This window comes from Silanimonas sp. (assembly GCF_027531545.1).
In the GTDB taxonomy this organism is placed as follows: Bacteria; Pseudomonadota; Gammaproteobacteria; order Xanthomonadales; family Xanthomonadaceae; genus Silanimonas.
Window position 1 is genome coordinate 109247 of sequence record NZ_JAPZSC010000016.1, and the last position, 15066, is coordinate 124312.

13 protein-coding genes and 1 riboswitch are annotated in these 15066 nt (G+C 69.1%); of the genes, 6 read left to right on the forward strand and 7 right to left on the reverse strand.

Going from position 1 to position 15066, the window contains the following annotated elements; all coding sequences use genetic code 11:
* Positions 1-28 precede the first annotated feature (28 nt).
* The 3 genes from O9280_RS09465 to metF form a co-directional block, all read right to left on the reverse strand.
* Complete coding sequence (locus tag O9280_RS09465; RefSeq protein WP_298341627.1) at positions 29-946, reverse strand: branched-chain amino acid transaminase; 918 nt, start codon at positions 944-946, stop codon at positions 29-31.
* 97 nt (positions 947-1043) lie between these two features.
* The gene (locus O9280_RS09470) at positions 1044-1607 is read right to left on the reverse strand and encodes a hypothetical protein (RefSeq protein ID WP_298341630.1); all 564 of its coding nucleotides are present in this window, start codon (positions 1605-1607) and stop codon (positions 1044-1046) included.
* 12 nt (positions 1608-1619) lie between these two features.
* Complete coding sequence (metF, locus tag O9280_RS09475; protein ID WP_298341633.1) at positions 1620-2441, reverse strand: methylenetetrahydrofolate reductase [NAD(P)H]; 822 nt, start codon at positions 2439-2441, stop codon at positions 1620-1622.
* 163 nt (positions 2442-2604) lie between these two features.
* Here metF and O9280_RS09480 point away from each other — a divergent pair, with 163 nt between their 5' ends.
* Positions 2605-3720, forward strand: coding sequence for a diguanylate cyclase (locus tag O9280_RS09480; protein WP_298341636.1), 1116 nt, complete (start codon positions 2605-2607; stop codon positions 3718-3720).
* 80 nt (positions 3721-3800) lie between these two features.
* Here O9280_RS09480 and ahcY read toward each other — a convergent pair whose 3' ends face one another.
* Complete coding sequence (ahcY, locus tag O9280_RS09485) at positions 3801-5225, reverse strand: adenosylhomocysteinase (RefSeq protein ID WP_298341639.1); 1425 nt, start codon at positions 5223-5225, stop codon at positions 3801-3803.
* Between the two features lie 47 nt (positions 5226-5272).
* Positions 5273-5366, reverse strand: a riboswitch (S-adenosyl-L-homocysteine riboswitch).
* Between the two features lie 81 nt (positions 5367-5447).
* On the opposite strand from ahcY, the gene O9280_RS09490 reads away from it, so the two are divergent.
* The gene (locus O9280_RS09490) at positions 5448-6662 is read left to right on the forward strand and encodes an Hsp70 family protein (RefSeq protein ID WP_298341642.1); all 1215 of its coding nucleotides are present in this window, start codon (positions 5448-5450) and stop codon (positions 6660-6662) included.
* Positions 6663-6711: 49 nt separating this feature from the next.
* Here the strand turns inward: O9280_RS09490 and metK are convergent, their stop codons facing one another.
* On the reverse strand, positions 6712-7953 hold the full coding sequence (gene metK, locus O9280_RS09495) for a methionine adenosyltransferase (protein ID WP_298341645.1): 1242 nt from the start codon (positions 7951-7953) through the stop codon (positions 6712-6714).
* A 229-nt stretch (positions 7954-8182) separates the two neighbouring features.
* Between metK and O9280_RS09500 the strand changes: the two genes are divergently transcribed.
* From O9280_RS09500 to O9280_RS09510, 3 genes are all read left to right on the forward strand, one after another.
* Positions 8183-9925 carry a lysophospholipid acyltransferase family protein gene (locus O9280_RS09500; protein WP_298341649.1) on the forward strand — a complete coding sequence of 581 codons (1743 nt, stop codon included), beginning with the start codon at positions 8183-8185 and terminating at the stop codon, positions 9923-9925.
* Positions 9922-10755 (forward strand): UDP-2,3-diacylglucosamine diphosphatase, encoded by an 834-nt coding sequence (locus O9280_RS09505; protein WP_298341652.1) that lies wholly within the window; start codon positions 9922-9924, stop codon positions 10753-10755. Before O9280_RS09500 ends, O9280_RS09505 begins: the two co-directional genes overlap by 4 nt.
* 80 nt (positions 10756-10835) lie before the next feature.
* Positions 10836-11927 (forward strand): metal-dependent hydrolase, encoded by a 1092-nt coding sequence (locus O9280_RS09510; protein WP_298341654.1) that lies wholly within the window; start codon positions 10836-10838, stop codon positions 11925-11927.
* Here the strand turns inward: O9280_RS09510 and dusB are convergent.
* Positions 11873-12871, reverse strand: coding sequence for a tRNA dihydrouridine synthase DusB (gene dusB / locus O9280_RS09515; protein WP_298341657.1), 999 nt, complete (start codon positions 12869-12871; stop codon positions 11873-11875). The genes O9280_RS09510 and dusB overlap by 55 nt on opposite strands.
* A gap of 114 nt (positions 12872-12985) precedes the next feature.
* Here dusB and O9280_RS09520 point away from each other — a divergent pair, with 114 nt between their 5' ends.
* Positions 12986-13990: a 2-hydroxyacid dehydrogenase gene (locus O9280_RS09520; protein WP_298341659.1), complete on the forward strand. Its 1005-nt coding sequence runs from the start codon at positions 12986-12988 to the stop codon at positions 13988-13990.
* A 23-nt stretch (positions 13991-14013) separates the two neighbouring features.
* Here O9280_RS09520 and motB read toward each other — a convergent pair whose 3' ends face one another.
* Positions 14014-15054: a flagellar motor protein MotB gene (gene motB, locus O9280_RS09525; protein ID WP_298341661.1), complete on the reverse strand. Its 1041-nt coding sequence runs from the start codon at positions 15052-15054 to the stop codon at positions 14014-14016.
* Between the last annotated feature and the right edge of the window lie 12 nt (positions 15055-15066).

Here is a 15066-nt window from a genome sequence, read left to right on the forward strand (position 1 = left end):
CCTGCGAGGGCGCGCCGGATGTCCTGGATCAGACGTACTCGAGCCAGCCGCGGGTGTCCTTCGTGCGGCCGTCGAACAGGCCGAAGAACAGGTCCTGGATGCGGCGCGTCACCGGGCCGGGCTTGCCGGCGCCGACCTGGCGGCCATCGACGCTGCGGATCGGCGTCACTTCGGCGGCCGTGCCGCACATGAAGAGCTCGTCGCACAGGTACAGGTACTCGCGCGGGATGTCGCGTTCGACCACCTTCATGCCAGCGTCCTGCGCCAGCGTGATCAGGGTGTTGCGGGTGATGCCGTTGAGCAGCGCCGCCGACACCGGCGTGGTGTGCAACTCGCCGTTCATCACCAGGAAGAGGTTCTCGCCGGCGCCTTCGCTGAGCAGGCCGGTGCTGGCCAGGGCGATGCCTTCGCCGAAGCCGAGGCGGCGGGCTTCGCGGGCGATCAGCTGGCCCGAGAGGTAGTTGCCGCCAGCCTTGGCGCCCGCGGGGATGGTGTTCGGGGCGAAGCGCTGCCACGAGGACACGCAGGCGTCGATGCCCGCTTCGAGCACGTCGGCGCCGAGATACGGGCCCATGTGCCATGCGGCGATCGCCATGTCGGTGGGCGTGTCGGCCGACAGCCCGAAACCGCCGAGGCCGCGATAGGCGATCGGGCGCAGGTAGGCCTTCTGCAGTTCGTTCGCCTTGACGACGTCGCGGCAGGCCTGGGCCAGCGTCGGCACGTCGTAGGGCATCGGCATGTCGTAGATCTTCGCCGAGGCATAGAGGCGCTGCAGGTGCTCGGTGAGGCGGAAGATCGCCTGGCCATTCGGCGTGGCGTAGCTGCGGATGCCTTCGAACACCGACGAGCCGTAGTGCAGGCCGTGCGCCATCACGTGGACGGTGGCTTCGGCCCAGGGCTTGATCACGCCGTTCTGCCAGATGAAGGGCGGGTACTGCTGGCTCATCGCGGAGACCTCGGGAAACGGGGAAAGTGGAGAGTGAACGAGTCGCATCGGGGCGAATCTGACCCGCATTGTAGCGGGGGTGGCTCCGAGGCTCGGCTCAGTCGGCGAACCACCAGCAGCCGGCAGCGCGCACCAGCCGGAATTCCGTGGTTTCGCCGGTGCCAAGGCCGTCGGGCGAATGCACGATGCGCAGCCGGTCGGGCGGCGCTTCCGCCGCCTCCGCCGCGAGTTCGGCGTCGTCGCTGCCTTCGGCGCTGTGGGCGGTGCTGGCTTCGATGAAGCGCGAAGCGGCAATGGCTTCGAGGCGCGGCATCACCACCTCCGCCGCGGCCCCGGACCGGCCTCGCCAGTCGTAGAGCGCGGCGAGCCGGTTGCCATCGGCGGCGGCCAGTGCCTCCTCGACGGCGACCAGGAGCGCTTCGGGCGTCCGCGCGCAATCGCGAACCACCGGGGCATCGGCGGGCAGGGTGTCGGGGTTGGGCGGTGCGGTGCGCGCCGGGCGGGCGTCGAGCGCCTCGCAGGCGCGATCGGTGTAGACGGCGTTGCCCTCGGCGTCGACGCAGCGGTTCAACGCGCCCGGATCGGCCTGCGCCCGCGTAGGAGCGGGCCCGAGGGCGAGCAGCAGGAGGCTGGCGAGGAGCGGGGCGCGCGCGGCGGGCATGGCCCGTGAACGCTAGCGCAGGCGCTCCAGCACGGCCAGCGTCGGCTTCGCGAGGTTCAGCGTGTAGAAGTGCAGCTCCGGTGCGCCGCCGGCCAGCAGGCGACGGCAGAGCTCGGCCACCACGTCCGCGGCGTAGCTGCGCAGGCCTTCGACGTCGTCGCCGAAGGCGGCGAGGCGCTTGCCGAACCAGCGCGGGATCTCGGCGCCGCAGCCTTCGGAGAAGCGCTTGAGCTGCGTGTAGTTCGAGATCGGCATGATGCCGGGCAGGATCGGCTGGGTGACGCCGGCCGCGCGCGCCGCATCGACGAAGCGGAAGTAGGCGTCGGCGTTGTAGAAGTACTGGGTGATCGCGCTGTCGGCGCCGGCGGCCATCTTGCTGGCGAAGTGCTTGAGGTCGGCGAGCGCGTCGTCCGCCTGTGGGTGCACTTCCGGGTAGGCGCCCACTTCGATGTGGAAGGCGTCGCCGAACTCGGCGCGGATCAGCCGCACCAGGTCCTCGGCGTAGCGCAGTTCGCCGAGCGAGCCCATGCCGGAGGGCAGGTCGCCGCGCAGCGCGACGAGACGCGTGCAGCCCATGGCCTGGTAGCGCCGCAGCAGCTCGATGATCTCGGCGCGCGTGCCACCGACGCAGGACAGATGCGGGGCGGCGTCGAGGCCGTGCTGCTCGCGCAGGTGGCGGATCGTCTCGGGGGTGTAGCTCAGCGTCGAGCCGCCCGCGCCGAAGGTCACGGACACGAAGCGCGGAGAGAACGCCTTGAGCTTCTCGACCGTGCGGTCGAGCTGCAGGCGCTGTTCGTCGGTCTTGGGCGGGAAGAATTCGAAGGAAACGGCCATCGGGCGGGCGGTCCTGGGCGGTGTTCGGGGTCGAAGCGAAGTGTATCGCTTTGTCGCGATGAAAGGATGTCTGGAAATTCCTGTGTCGGCCCGCGGTTGCTGGCGTCGTCTCGGCGACTGGCGGCCGCAAAGCCCGGATAATCCGCCGATGAATCCCCCCCGCATGACCACGATTACCGCACTCCGACGGGCGGCGACGCTGGCCTCGGCACGGCAGCGCGTGGCCGACCTTCGCGAGCGCTCCCTGCTGGGTGGCGTGTTTTATGTGTTCTCGTGGACGCTGATCGTCCTTCACAGCGAGGCGCTCACGCTGCGTCTGCCCTGGGTGCTCGCGGCGGGGTTTGGCCTCGTCCTGCTGGGCGCGTTGCGCTTCCTGCCCAGTCCGGAGCTCTCTGATACCGAGGCCGCCGACCGCGTGCAGCATCGGCTTTGGGCGCTGCTGTTGGGCATGGCCGGCCTCTGGGGCGCTTTGTGCTGCTGGGCGTGGATCGATCCGGCCTTCGCGGCATCACGGATGATCACGGCGCTCGGCGTCGTGTCGCTCGCGACCGCCTACTCGCAGCTTTACGCGGTGCGTCGCGCCCAAGCCTTCACTGGCGTCGCGCTGATGATGCTGCCAACGATGACGGCGATCGCGCTCGAAGGGGGGAACAACGGCCTGTTGCTGATGATGGCCGTGAACCTGCTGTTCCTGGTCGCCGTGATCATCCGTTCGAACCGCGAATACGAAGCCAAGCTCGACCTCGAGATCGAGTTGCGCACCGAGCGCGACCGCTACGTGCGGCTGAGTCGCGTCGATGCACTCAGCGGCCTCGCCAACCGCGGCCATTTCCAGACCGTGTTCGATGCCGCCACCGCCAGCCGCGAGGCCGGCGTGGTGCTGCTGGTGCTCGACGTCGACCGCTTCAAGCAGGTGAACGACCGTTTCGGCCACGTGGCCGGCGACCGCGTGATCATCGGCGTCGCTGAGGCGCTGCGCGGCGCCGTCGAAGCCGTCCGCGGCATACCGGCGCGCTTGGGCGGCGAGGAATTCGGCGCGGTGCTGCGTGACATCGACGCCGCGCAGGCGCTCGCCGTGGCGGAAGACCTTCGCCGCCGCATCAATGCCCTGCGCTTTTCGCTGCCCGACGGCAGCGATTTCAACGTGACCGCGAGCATCGGCATCGGCGCCCTCGACCCGAAGAAGCATCGCGACGGCGACGCGCTGTACCGCGAGGTCGATGCCGCGCTCTACAAGGCCAAGGCGGGCGGCCGGAACCGCGTCGTCGCGATCCAGTAGCCGGGGCCGGAAACGACGACGGCGCCCGAAGGCGCCGTCGCGTGCATCGAATGCAGGCCCCGGCGAACCGGGGCGCGCGATCAGTAGCGGTAGTGCTCGGGCTTGTACGGGCCTTCGACGTCGACGCCGAGGTAGGCGGCCTGCTCGGCCGTCAGCGTGGTCAGCTTCACGCCGATCTTTTCGAGGTGCAGGCGCGCCACTTCCTCGTCCAGCTTCTTCGGCAGGATGTAGACCTTCTTCTCGTAGGTGTCCTTGTTGGCCCACAGGTCGATCTGAGCGAGGGTCTGGTTCGAGAACGAGTTCGACATGACGAAGCTCGGGTGGCCGGTGGCGCAGCCGAGGTTCACCAGGCGGCCTTCGGCCAGCATGAAGATCGCGTTGCCCTTGGCAAAGGTGTACTTGTCGACCTGCGGCTTGATGTTCAGGCGGACGGCGCCCGAGCTGTTCAGGCGGTCGATCTGGATCTCGTTGTCGAAGTGGCCGATGTTGCAGACGATGGCCTGGTCCTTCATCTGCTGCATGTGCTCGAGCGTGATGACGTCCTTGTTGCCGGTCGTCGTCACGTAGATGTCGCCGCGGCCGAGGGTGTTCTCGACGGTGTTGACCTCGAAGCCTTCCATCGCGGCCTGCAGGGCGTTGATCGGATCGATCTCGGTGACGACCACGCGGCAGCCGTAGGCGCGCAGCGAGTGGGCCGAGCCCTTGCCGACGTCGCCGTAGCCGCAAACGACCGCGACCTTGCCGGCCAGCATCACGTCCATCGCGCGCTTCAGGCCGTCGGCCAGCGACTCGCGGCAGCCGTAGAGGTTGTCGAACTTCGACTTGGTGACCGAGTCGTTGACGTTGATGGCCGGGACCAGCAGCTTGCCGGCCTCGAGCATCTGGTACAGGCGGTGCACGCCGGTGGTGGTCTCTTCCGAGACGCCCTTCCAGTCTTTGACCACGTTCGTCCAGAAGCCCGGGCGCTCCTTGGCGACTCGCTTCAGAAGGTCCTTGATCACCTGCTCCTCGTGCGAGCCCGAGGGCGAATTGACCCACGTGGTGTCGCCCTTCTCGAGCTCGTAGCCCTTGTGGATCAGCAGGGTGACGTCGCCGCCGTCATCGACGACCAGCTCCGGGCCCTTGCCGCCCGGGAAGGTGATGGCGTCGAGCGTGCAGTCCCAGTACTCCTCAAGCGTCTCGCCCTTCCACGCGAAGACCGGCGTGCCCGACTTGGCGATGGCGGCGGCGGCGTGGTCCTGCGTCGAGAAGATGTTGCACGAGGCCCAGCGCACGTCGGCGCCGAGGTCCTTCAGCGTCTCGATCAGCACGGCGGTCTGGATCGTCATGTGCAGCGAGCCGGTGACGCGAACGCCCTTCAGCGGCTTGGCCGAGGCGTACTTGTGGCGGATCGACATCAGGCCGGGCATTTCCTGCTCGGCGATGTCGATTTCCTTGCGGCCCCAATCGGCCAGCGAGATATCGGCGACCTTGTAGTCGACGGGGAGGTTCACGACAGCATTCATTTTGGATCTCCGGGATTTGCGTCCGCGCGGTGCGCGGGGCGGTGGTGGCAAATCGGGCGCGGTTTCGAGGGTGTCTGTCCCGTGGGACGTCCGCCGAGCCTGAGCCGGCGATGTGCCCGGCATGCAGCGCCCCTCGGCGGGAGCGGGTGGATTTTAGCGCCTTCGGGCGACGGTGGCATGAAACCCGCCTTGCCGGCCTGTGAGGCCCGCTACACTTCGCCCATGCGGATCGGTATTGATTTCGGCACCAGCTATTCCGCTGCGGCGGCATGCGTTGAAGGCAGGCTTCAGCCCGTGCGCTTCGGCGATGCGCATCAATTCCGCACGGCGGTGTATTTCCCCGAGCACATGCCCGATGGCGACAGTGTGCGGCGACACCGCGATGGCTCGGTGGCCACGGCCAGCCAAGTGGCCGAGGCGCTGTTCGGCGACGAGGCGATCGAGGCCTACCTGCTGGAAGGCGACGGCCACCTGGTGGAGTCACCGAAGTCCATGCTCGGCTACCAGTTGCACCCGCGCGCCAAGGACACCATCGCGGCGATTTGCGCGCGCATTCTCGGGCATATCCGCGAGCAGGCCAGCGCGCAGTTCGGCACCGAGGTGCGCGAAGCGGTGCTGGGCCGGCCGGTGCATTTCCGCAGTTCCATGGGCGAGGCCGGCGAAGTGCAGGCCCTCGCCCTGCTGCGGGAGGCGGCGGCGGTGGCCGGTTTCGAGGCCGTGGCGTTCCTCGAAGAGCCCGTGGCTGCGGCGCTCCAGCACCACGCAGCGAGTACGAAACGACACGCGGCCTTGGTGTTCGATATCGGCGGCGGCACCACCGACATTGCCTGGGGCGAGTTGGGCGGCGCGGAAGCGCCCCGCATCCTGGGCAGTTGGGGCGTGGGCCTGGGCGGCACCGATTTCGACCTAGCACTGAGCTTGGATCGCGCCATGCCGCTGTTCGGCCGCGGCGTGAGCCGCGTGCCCAATCATCATTTCGTCGAAGCGGCAATGGTGCAGGACCTGCCGCGCCAGCGCAGTTTTCGCAAGCACGATTACGACGAGGCGCCCGAGCCGTTTCGTTCGCGATTGATGGCCCTGCAGGCCGAGGGCGCGCCCACGCGCCTGCATCGCGACATCGAGGGCTTGAAGGTGCGCTTGAGTGACGCAGGCGCCGCAGCCTTCGCTCTCGATTGGATCGAGGCGGGCTTGGGCGTGGAGGCCACTCGAGAGCAGTTGGCCGAAGCTGCCGAAGCGCCGCTACGCCGCATGCGCGCGCTGTTGGAACAGATTCGCGACGAACGCGGCGTGCCCGATGCCATCGTGCTGACCGGCGGCATGTCGCGTTCGCCCTTGCTGCGTCTGTTGGCGAGCGAGGTGTTTGCCGGCGTGCCGCAGGTGGCGGGGGAAGCGTCGTTGGGCGTGGTGTCGGGGTTGGCGCGGGCGGCGGCCGAATAGCAAACGGCCCGCTTGCGCGGGCCGTTTGTTCTTTCAATGCACCGAAGACTTACTTCTTCTTCGACTTCGCCTTGGCGGCCTTGTTCAGGCCCGCCGCGTCCTTCAGCGCCTCGGCGCGGTCGGTCTTTTCCCACGAGAAGGCGGTGGCGGTCTTCTTCTTGCCGTCGGCGCCCGTGTAGGTCACTTCCTTCGGCTTGCGGCCGAAGTGGCCGTAGCTGGCGGTGGCCTGGTAGATCGGGTGCTCGAGGTCCAGCATCTTGGTGATGCCGTACGGGCGCAGGTCGAAGTTGGCGCGGATCAGCTTCTCGATGACGGCGTCATCGACCACGCCGGTGCCGAAGGTGGTCACCGAGATCGAGGTCGGCTCGGCCACGCCGATGGCGTACGAGACCTGCACTTCGCACTTGCGGGCGAGGCCGGCGGCCACGATGTTCTTGGCGACGTAGCGGGCAGCGTAAGCGGCCGAGCGGTCGACCTTCGACGGGTCCTTGCCCGAGAAGGCGCCGCCGCCGTGGCGGGCCATGCCACCGTAGGAGTCGACGATGATCTTGCGGCCGGTCAGGCCGCAGTCGCCCACCGGGCCGCCGATGACGAACTTGCCGGTCGGGTTGATGTGCATCTTCGACTTCGGCAGCTTCGCCAGCCACTCCTTCGGCAGCACCGGCTTGAAGATGTGCTCGATGACGCCTTCGATGATGTCCTTCTGCTTCACGCCCTCGTCGTGCTGCGTCGACAGCACCACGGCGTCGAGGCCGAGGATGGTGTTGCCGTCGTAGCGCAGGGTGACCTGCGACTTCGCGTCCGGGCGCAGCCACTTCAGCTTGCCGCTCTTGCGGACCTTGGCCTGCTGCTCGACCAGGCGGTGCGAGTAGTAGATCGGCGCCGGCATGAACTCCGGGGCTTCGTCGCAGGCGTAGCCGAACATCAGGCCCTGGTCGCCCGCGCCCTGTTCTTCCGGCTTCTTGCGGTCGACGCCCTGGTTGATGTCCGGCGACTGCTTGCCGAGCATGTTGATGATCGCGCAGGTGTGGCCGTCGAAGCCGACTTCGGAATTGTTGTAGCCGATGCCGTTGATGACGTTGCGCGCGAGCGCTTCGATGTCGACCCACGCGGAGGTGGTGACTTCGCCGGCGACGATGGCCGCACCGGTCTTCACCATCGTTTCGCAGGCGACGCGGGCGCGCGAATCCTGCGCGATGATCGCGTCGAGCACGGCATCGGAGATCTGGTCGGCGATCTTGTCCGGATGGCCTTCCGACACCGACTCGGACGTAAAGAGGTAGCTGCTCACTCGCTTATATCCCTTGATTCGGATGGAAAGATGGGCGGCGGATGATACACCCCCGCGCCCCGGGGTGCATCTTGGTCCCGGACGCGTTGCCGATGGTTAAGCGGGTGCGACGCGTCGGCCCCGGTGCGCCGTGGTTCGCCGGGGGCGAGTCACGCGGATGCAACCGCAGGGAAACGAGGGCGTCGCGAAGGGTCGCCAGCATTGGGCAAGCCACCGCGGAGCCCCCAGGGTGATCCAGCTCGAACAGCGCCTCGTTGAACGTTACCCCCACTGGTTCGAAGGGCCGAAGGCGGTCCTCGCGCAGGGCCTCGCACGCTCGATCGCGAAGTTCGGGAGGCTCGACGACATCAACGCCTGGCTGGCGGCGAATGGCCACCGCACCGGCTTCGATTTCGTCGAAGGCGTCCTCGACCACTTCGGCACCCGCTACACCGTCGACCAGGTCGAGCGCGGCCGGATCCCGCAGACGGGCCGCCTGATCATCGTGGCCAACCACCCGCTTGGGGCGCTCGACTCGCTGGCCCTGCTGCATCTCGTGGGCGGCGTCCGCCGCGACGTGCGCATCCTCGCCAACGATTTCCTGATGGAGTTCGAAGGCCTCCGCGAGCTGTTGCTTCCGCTGCGCATCCTCGGGGGCAAGCCGAGTGCGGAGAGCTTGAAGGCCGTCACGGCCGCGCTCGAGGCGGAGCAGGCGGTCATCGTCTTCCCGGCCGGCGAGGTGGCGCGCTTCGGTTGGCGCGGCGTGCAGGATGGCCGCTGGCGCGCCGGCTTCGTGAAGTTCGCTCGCGAGAGCGGCGCGCCGGTGCTGCCGGTGCGCATCAAGGCGAAGAACTCGGCGCTGTTCTACGGCCTCTCCAGCCTGTACAAGCCGGTCGGCACGGCCTTGCTGCCGCGCGAGATCTTCAAGGCGCGCGGCCTGCGCATCGACCTGCGCATCGGCCTGCCGCGGCGGATCGATGCGGAAGCCATCGAAGGTGGAGGCCTCGACACCGCCAAGGCGCTGGCGTCGATGCGGCAAGCCCTCCAGGCCATCGGCACCCGCAAGGAGACGGCGCCGCCCGGCCCGATGCCGCTCGCGCACGCGGTGGATCGCGGTGCGCTGCGGGCCGAGATCCTCGCCATGCGCGAGCTTGGCCGTACCCCGGACGGCAAGCAGATCCGCGTCGGCCGCCTGCGCGCCGACAGCCTGCTGCTGCGCGAACTGGGCCGCCTGCGCGAGCAAAGCTTCCGTGCGGTGGGCGAGGGCACGGGCCGCGCCGTCGATGTCGATGCCTACGACACCTGGTACGAGCACATCGTGCTGTGGGACGCCGACGCGCTGCAGATCGCCGGCGCCTACCGCGTGTGCCGCGGTGCGGACGTGCTCGCCACGCGCGGCCTGAAGGGCCTGTACACCGCCAGCCTGTTCGACTTCGGACCGGAGGCGCAGGCGCATGTCGCCCAAGGCATGGAGCTCGGCCGCAGCTTCGTGGCGCCGGCCTACTGGGGCTCGCGCAGCCTCGACGACCTGTGGATCGGCATCGGCGCCTACCTGCGCGCGCACCCGGACGTGCGCTACCTGTTCGGGCCGGTGTCGATCAGCGCCGAGCTGCCGATCGCGGCCCGCGAACAATTGGTGGCCTACTACGGCCAGCATTACGGCGCGCCGGGCGTGCTGGCCCCGGTCGAGGCCGCGCCGCCGGCACGCGCGCGGCGACCCTTCCAGTTCCTCGCCGACGCCCCCTGCTACCGCGGGCTGGACGCCGAACAGAGCTTCCGGGTGCTGCGGGCCAATCTCGACGCCCTCGGGGCCAAGGTGCCGGTGCTCTACAAGCAGTACACCGAGCTGTGCGAGCCGGGCGGCGCACGCTTCCTGGCCTTCGGTGTCGATCCGGATTTTGCCAACTGCGTGGACGGGCTGATCGAGGTCGACCTGCAGCGCATCAAGCCGAAGAAGTTCCAGCGCTACATCGCCGGGGAGATCGCCGCATGACGCGCCGTCGCGCCGCCTTCGTCTCCGACGTGCACCTCGGCTCGAAGCATTGCCACGCCGAAGAGCTGGCCGCCTTCCTGGGCACGCTGGACGTCGAGCGCCTGTACCTCGTCGGCGACATCGTCGACCTGTGGTGGATGTCGGCCAAGCGCGCGGCCTGGGGGCATGGGCAGAACCACGTCGTGGAAGCGCTGCACCGCCTCCGCGCCGCCGGCACCGAGCTGATCTACGTGCCCGGCAACCACGACCGGCCCATCCGCCGCTTCTGCGGCTTGATGCTGCCGCGCATGAGCGTGCGCCGGCGCGTGATCCATACCACCGCCGACGGCCGTCGCCTGCTGGTGGTGCATGGGGACGACTACGACAGCGCCACGCAGTTCGGCGGCTTCCAGGAGGAGCTCGGCGACTGGCTGTACGAGCGCATCCTCACCGGCAACCGCATCGCCAACGCGCTGCGTCGCCGTTTCGGCTTGCGCTACTGGTCGCTGGCGGATTTCCTGAAGCGCCAGAGCGGCGCGGCCGAGCGCTACATCGCGCGGTTCATCGAGGCGGGGCTCGATGACGTGCGTCGCCGCGGCCTCGACGGCATCGTCTGTGGCCACATCCATCGTCCGGCGCTGTTCGAGCGCGATGGCCTCGTGTACGCCAACGACGGCGACTGGGTGGAGAGCCTCACGGCCCTCGTGGAAGACCGCGACGGCACGCTGCGACTGCTCGACCATCGCGGCGAGACCTTGAAGCGTCTCGGTCCCAAGGTCTGCTGGATCGACGAGCGCCGCGAGGTTCCGGCCCGCGCGGCCGCGCCCGAGCCGCTGCACGAGGCCGCCTGAACCGGGCGAGGAACGCTGCTGGCTGAACCAAACGGCGCGGCGCTCACCCCGCGCCCACGGATCGTGCCTACGCTTGGCGCATGGATTCCTTGAGCCAACTCGTCCTCGGGGCTGCCGTCGCCGCGGCTTGCGTACCCGCCCGCCACCGCCGCAAGGCGCTCCTCGTCGGTGCGGCCTTGGGAACGCTGCCCGACCTCGACGTGCTGATCGACTACGGCGACGCGGTCAGCAACATGACCTTCCACCGCGGCTTCAGCCACTCGCTGTTCGTGCTGCCGGTCGTTGCGCTGCTGCTTTGGGCCGTGTTGCGCCGGTTCTGGGCGCCGGTGCGCGAAGCCCCCCGGGCTTGGGGCTGGGCGATCCTGTTGCCGCTGGTCACGCACCCGTTGCTCGATGCCCTCACCGTCTACGGGACGCAGCTGTTCTGGCCGCTCACGACGCCGCCGGTGATGGGCGGCAGCCTGTTCATCATCGACCCGCTCTACACCCTGCCGCTGCTGGTGGCCGTCCTTGTCGCCGCCCTCGCCGGTGAAGCGCGCCGCGCTGGTGCCGCGGTGGTGGTCGGCCTCGCGTTGAGCACCGGCTACGCCGGCTGGAGCCTTGTCGCACAGCGTCACGTCGATGCGATGGCCGAGGAAAGCCTGCGCGGGACGCCGCATGCCGATGCGCCGCGATTCGTCGTGGCGATGCCCTTCACCACGCTCGCGTGGCGGGTGGTGGTGGTGACGCCGGAGGGCTACCTCGAAGGCGAGCGCTCACTGGTGGCCGACCGCGGGCCCATCGACTTCGTCGAGCACCGTTTCGACCGCCGTCTGCTGGAGGAGGCGGGCGGGCTGTGGGCGGTGCAGCGGCTGCTGTGGTTCAGCCACGGCTTCCAGCGCGCGGACGTGGTGGATGGCGAGCTTCGCCTCGCCGACCTCCGCATGGGCCAGCACCCCACGTTCTTCTTCACCCACGTGGTCGGGCGTCGCGAGGGCGGGGCCTGGGTGCCGGCCGACAACCGGCAGATCGAACAGCCGCGCGTGCGCGAGGGCCAATTGGCCGGGCTGTGGCGCCGCGTGTGGTTTGGCGAGCCGATTCCCGGCACGCCCTTCGCCGAGCGTGCCTCGGCGCGTGCTCAGGCCGCGGAGGCGAAGTCCGGCGCGACGCCGGCGATCAACGCGTCGAAGTAGTCGCGCGTCAGGGCGATCTGCCGCTCGCCGGTCTCGGCGGCGTTGACGACCGTGCGGAACGCGGCCTGCTCCGGGTGGTCCTTGGCGTACCAGCCGAGGTGCTTGCGGGCGATGCGGACACCCTGCGGCGCGCCGTAGAACGCGTGCAGGTGCTCGAGGTGGCCGATCAGCACGTCGCGCACCTCGGCGAGCGTGACCGGCGGCAGCTCGGTGCCGGTGGCGAGGAAGTGGGCGATCTCGCGGAAGATCCACGGCCGGCCCTGCGCGGCGCGGCCCACCATCACCGCGTCGGCGCCGGTGGCCTCGAGCACCGCTTTCGCCTTGTGTGGGGAGCTGACGTCGCCGTTGGCGATCACCGGGATGCGCACGGCGGCCTTCACCGCGGCGATGGTGGCGTATTCGGCCTCGCCCTCGTAGAAATCGTTGCGCGTGCGGCCGTGGATGGTCAGCGCGGCGATGCCACTCTGTTCCGCGATGCGGGCGATCGTGAGCGCGTTGCGCGTCTCGCGGCACCAGCCGGTGCGGATCTTCAGCGTCACCGGCACGTCCACTGCGCCGACCACCGCCTCGAGGATGCGCGCCACCAGGGCTTCGTCGCGAAGCAGGGCCGAGCCCGCCGCGACGTTGCAGACCTTCTTCGCCGGGCAGCCCATGTTGATGTCGATGAGCTCGGCGCCGTGCGCCGCGTTGTAGCGCGCGGCCTCGGCAAGCTGGCTGGGCTCGGTGCCGGCGATCTGCACCGAGACGGGTTCCGGTTCGCCCACGTGGTCCATGCGCCGCAGCGACTTCGGCGTGTTCCAGAAGCGCGGATCGCTGGTGGTCATTTCGGAGACGCACAGGCCCGCGCCCAGACGCTTGCACAGCATCCGGAACGGCTTGTCGGTGACGCCGGCCATGGGGGCCAGCACCACGGGCGCGTCGATGCGGTAGGGGCCGATCTGCATGGGTGCATTCTCGCAGGCCGGCTCGTCCGGCGCAGGAACCCGGGCTGACCGTGGTCAAACGCCGGGGCGCGTTCCCGCGTCAGGATGGGGCATCGACGGAAAGGGAACCGACCCATGCGCATCGCCGTGTATTCGCACCGTGCCTACGAGGCCGACACCCTGGACAGCGCCCTGCGCGAAGCCGGGATCGACGCACTGACGCTCGAATCCCGGCTGGACGTGCGCACCGCCGCGCTCGCGGCCGGGACGGAGGCCGTCTGCGCTTTCGTGAACGACGACCTTTCCGCGCCCGTGCTCGAGGCCCTCGCCGCGAGCGGCGTACGCGGAATCGCCCTGCGCTGCGCCGGGTTCAACAACGTCGACCTCGACGCCGCGCGCCGGTTGCGGCTGAGGGTGCTGCGCGTGCCCGCCTATTCGCCCGCCGCGGTGGCCGAGCACGCGCTCGCGCTGATGCTCACCCTCAACCGGAAGACGCATCGGGCCTACCAGCGGGTGCGCGAAGGCAATCTGTCCCTCGACGGGCTGGTGGGCTTCGACCTCGAGCACAAGACCGTCGCCGTGGTGGGTGCGGGCCGCATCGGCACGGCGCTCGTGCGGATCCTCGCGGGGCTCGGCTGCCGGGTATTGGCCGTCGACCCCCAGCCCGAGCCGGCCCTGCGGGCTCGCGTCGAGGCCCTGGGCGGCGTGTTCCTGCCGCTCGACGAGGCGCTGCCTCAGGCCGATGTGGTCAGCCTGCATTGCCCGCTGACGGCCGCCACGAAGCATCTGGTCGATGCCCGCCGGCTCGCGGCCATGAAGCCCGGGGCCATGCTGATCAACACCAGTCGCGGTGGCCTCGTCGATACGAAGGCGCTGATCGCCACGCTGAAGCGCCGCCATCTCGGCGCCGTGGGGCTGGATGTCTACGAGGAGGAGGCCGGCCTGTTCGACCGTGACCTCTCGGAACGCGGCATCGACGACGATGTGTTCGCGCGCCTGCTCACCTTCCCGAACGTGTTGGTCACCGCGCACCAGGGCTTCCTGACGCGCGAGGCGCTCACGCAGATCGCCGCCACCACCGTGATGAACCTGCAGGCCATCGATCGCGGCGAGCCGGCCGCGGAGCGCGAGCTCGGCTGAGGCGGCCCGCGATCCTCACGGGCTCAGCCCGCGGGCGGTGCTTCCGCTGATGAATCGGCGGGCGCCTCGGCGGGTACCGCAGCGCCGTCGCCTGCGTCATCCGTAGCACCTTCCGCCGCGGCATCGGCTGGCGCTTCCCCAGCCTCGGCGTCGGCATCCGCTGGATCCTCGTTGCGGCCCAGCGCCGCATCTTCCGTCGCCTTGTTCATCACGATGATGCTGATGCGGCGGTTGATCGGGTTGGTGGGGTTCTCTTTGTCGAACAGCACTGAGTCGGAGACGCCGACCACGCGGGCCATTTTCTCCATCGACACGCCACCGCTCACGAGCGCGCGGCGCGCGGCGTTGGCCCGGTCGGCGGAGAGCTCCCAGTTGGTGTAGCCGCTGTCGCCGCCGCCGAAGGGCGTGGTGTCGGTGTGGCCGGTGATGCTCAGGCGGTTCGGCACGCCCTGCAGGTAGGGCGCCAGCTCGTTGAGGATGTTGATGGTGTAGCTCTGCAGGCGGAAGCTGCCCGAATCGAACATCGGCCGGTTCTGCTGGTCGACGATCTGGATGCGCAGGCCTTCCGGCGTGATGTCGAGCAGCAGCTGCTCCTTGAAGGCCGCCAGCGACGCGCTCTGTTCGATGGCTTCCTCGAGCTGTTCCTTGAGGTCTTCCAGCCGCGCCTTCTCGATCTCGCGCGCTTCGGCTTCGATCTCCTCGTCGGTCATCGGGGCCGCGCCGCCTTCGGCGGGGTCTTCCGTCTCGCCGTCGCCCGGATCGCCGTCCGGCGGCTTCACCGCGTCGAAGACCTGCACCGGCGCATCGCCGGCGCCGCCGGGGCCCATCGATCCCGGCACCGTCGATACCGACATGCCTTCGAGGATCGACGGGTTCTTGAAGTACGCGGCCATGCCGCCGAGCTGCTCCTGCGGCATTGTCGCCGAGAGCCACATCACCATGAAGAAGGCCATCATCGCGGTGACGAAGTCGGCGTAGGCCACCTTCCACGCGCCGCCATGGTGGCCGCCCGCGTTGATCTTCTTCTTGACGATGATGATCGGCTGTTCTTCTTTGCCGGCCATGGTCGAGCCTCC